The 2967-nt window shown below is 77.4% G+C and carries 1 protein-coding gene; it reads right to left on the bottom strand.

Features of this window, described 5'->3' with window-relative positions:
* Nucleotides 1-26: 26 nt before the first annotated feature.
* A complete protein-coding gene (locus tag ACTUAL_RS14015; protein WP_440900544.1) occupies nt 27-2729 on the bottom strand; it encodes an ATP-binding protein in 2703 nt (900 codons plus the stop codon).
* Nucleotides 2730-2967: the final 238 nt, after the last annotated feature.

A 2967-nucleotide genomic window follows, 5' to 3' on the forward strand; every position in this document is an offset into this window, starting at 1 on the left:
CGGGCAACCGCCCGCTCCGGCCCGGACTACGACTCCACGGTCCCCACCGCCTCGGGCCGCCGGGGTCGGGGCGCCCGAGCCCCCAAGCGCGAGTCCCCAGCACGAACCCGCCCCGACAACCACAAAGCCCCACAAGCCGAATACCCGCTCTTGGCCCGCCCGTAGGCCGCCCGAGCAGCCTCAAAATCCCCAGCCGCGGCCAACGACGCAGCCGCCCGGTCATGCCCCAGCGCAACCTGCAACGGCGCCCCGGCCTCCCCGAACCGCTCCACCGCCACCCCGGCCTCGTCCACCGACTCGGCCAGCCGCCCACAGGCCGCCAACACCCCGGCCCGCGCCAACGCGGCCTCCCCGCGCTGGAACGCGATCCCCAACTCCTCGGCCACCCGAACCGCGTGCTCGGCCAACCCCAACGCCTCGTTCCACGCCCCACCCCCGGCCTTGGCCACCGCCAGCACCCCGCACCACCGCACCGCCGCCAACCCGCGCCCCCGCGAGCTGCCGACCCCGACGTACCGCCCGGCCAGTTCCCCGGCCCGCCGCAGCTCCCCGGCGTGCAGCAGCGCCGACGCGATCGCCGAGTCCGCCTCCCTGGCCCACCACCCGGACCGTGGCCGCCCCTCCTCCGCCAGGTCCAGGGCGGCCGTGGGCCCCCGCCGCCACAGCACCGGCTCGATCTGCGCGGCCACCGCCATCGCCGCGAGCTCAGGACTCCCCAGCGCCACGGCGTCCTCGTGCGCCTTCTCAGCCGTCTCCGAGGCCTTCACTATCTCCCCGCCCCACGCCGCGCAGTCGGCCACCACCACCCGCAGGTACGGCCGCACGTGCGCCCGCCCGGTGGCCAGCGCGATCTCCTCTCCCCGCCGCAGGTGCCGCTCGGCCTCCTCCCGAGCCCCGAGCCGCAGCTCCAACCACCCCAGCGGCGGCAGCACGTGCAGGTGGTCCCGCAGCGCCGTGTCGGGCAGCCCGTCCACCAACCGCACCGCCGCCCGCGTCCACTCCCGCGCGGCCTCCGCGTCCCCGTCCTGCAACGCCGTCAACCCGACCAGCATCGACGCCGCCGCTTCTTGCCCCCGATCCCCCCGCTCCCGCCCGTCCACCACCGCCTCGCGCGCCAACTCCGAACACGCCCCGGTGTCCCCGCGCAGCACCTCGGTGGCGGCCAGCTCCACCAGCAGCGGAACCCGCCCGCCCCCACCGACCTCACCACCGGCCACACCGCCCCCACCCGCCGCAAGCCCGCCCCCCGCAAGCCCGCCCCCCGCAAGCCCGCCCCCCGCAAGCCCAACCCCCGCGAGCTCGGCCTCCAACAGCGCCTTGGACTCGTCGAACCGCCCCAACAACCGATCCGCGACCGCGCTGAACCGCACCGCCTCCCGCCGATCCGGCCCGGCCACGTCCAGCACCCCGTGCAGGATCCGCCTGCTCTCCGGCAACCGCTCCGCCAACCCGACCGCCCGCGCCAGCAGCACCCGCAGCCCGGCCGACCGCCCGTCCCCCTCGGGCAGCAGCTCCAACGCCGTCCGCAACCACCCCGCCGCACTGGCGGGCGCGCTGTCCATCGCCACCACCGCCGCGTCCACCAGCGTCCCCACCGCCACGTCGTCCCGCCGCGCCGCCCGACTCGTGTGGTGCGCCCGCAACGCCAACGACCCGCCGTGCGCCCGCAGGTGCTCCTCGGCCCGCCGGTGCGCCCCGATCCGCCAAGCGGGCCCCGCGGACTGGTAAGCCGCCGCCCGCACCAGCGGGTGCCGGAACCGGAACCGCCCGCCGACCGGCCGCAGCACCCCCAGCTCCGTCAGCTCGTCCACCGCCGCGAACACCTCGTCCTCGGGCATCCCCGCGACCGCGACCAGCAGCCCCACCTCGGCCGTGTCCCCCGCGACGGCCGCCGCGTGCGCCACCCGCAACCGGTCCGGCGCCAGGTCCCGCAGCTCCCCGGTCAGCAACGCCCCCACGCGCCGGGGCAGGTCCTCCGGGTCCGTGTGCTCCCGGTCCAGCGCCCCCAGCGCCCGCTCGTCCAACCGCGCCAACGCGTCCAGGTACAGCGGGTTCCCCCCGCTGACCCGCGTCAACAGCTCCCGCCGCCGCGCCGGGACGTCCGGCAGCAGCACCGCCACGTCCCGCTCCACCCGCGGCCCCGGCGCCAACCGCACCACCTCCGCGCGGGTGCGCCCCAACGCCGAGGGCAACCCCGCCGGGACCTGGTGCCCCCGGTACGCCACCGCCACCACCAGCGGCGCCTCCGGCAGGTCCAGCAGCAGCGACTCCACCAGCTCCAACGACGCCTCGTCCGCCCAGTGCACGTCGTCCAGCAGCACCACCAGCCCCGACGGCCGCGCCCGCCTCCCGAGCGTGCGCCGCACCGCCCGGTGCAACCGGTACCGGTGCGCGCCCCCGCCCGCCCCCGCCTCGCCCGGAGCGCCCTCGGGCGTCAGCGAGTCCAGCAGCGCCTGCGTCGTGTCGTCCGGCTTCAACCCGCCGAGCGCCTCCGCCACGATCCCGAACGGCACCCCGCGCTCGTACTCCCCGGCCCGCCCCGAGACCACCTCGAACGCCCGCTCCAGCGCTATCCGCGCGAGCTCGTCCAACAACACCGTCTTGCCGATGCCAGGCTCGCCGTGCACCTCCACCACCTGCGGCGACCCGGTCGCGGACGCGCGCGCCACGGCCTGCCGCAGCGCCTCGACCTCCCCGTCCCTGCCCGCTGCCGCCCGACCGGCGCCCACTGACCTACCCGCACCTTCCCGCCACCCGGAACCGCGACCACCGCCGAGCCTAGGGGCCGCGCCCGGCCCCGGCGCTCAACCGCCCGCCCTCTCCCACGCCCCACCGACAACCCCCTGGGAACCCTCAGGCCCCGCCGCCCACCACCACAAACCCGGCACCCCACCGCCGAAAACCCCGTAGATCCCCAACCCCGCAGGCCGGGCCCCGAACCATAACCGCCACCCCGTGGGCCCCACC

The sequence above is a fragment of the Actinosynnema sp. genome (assembly GCF_052038725.1).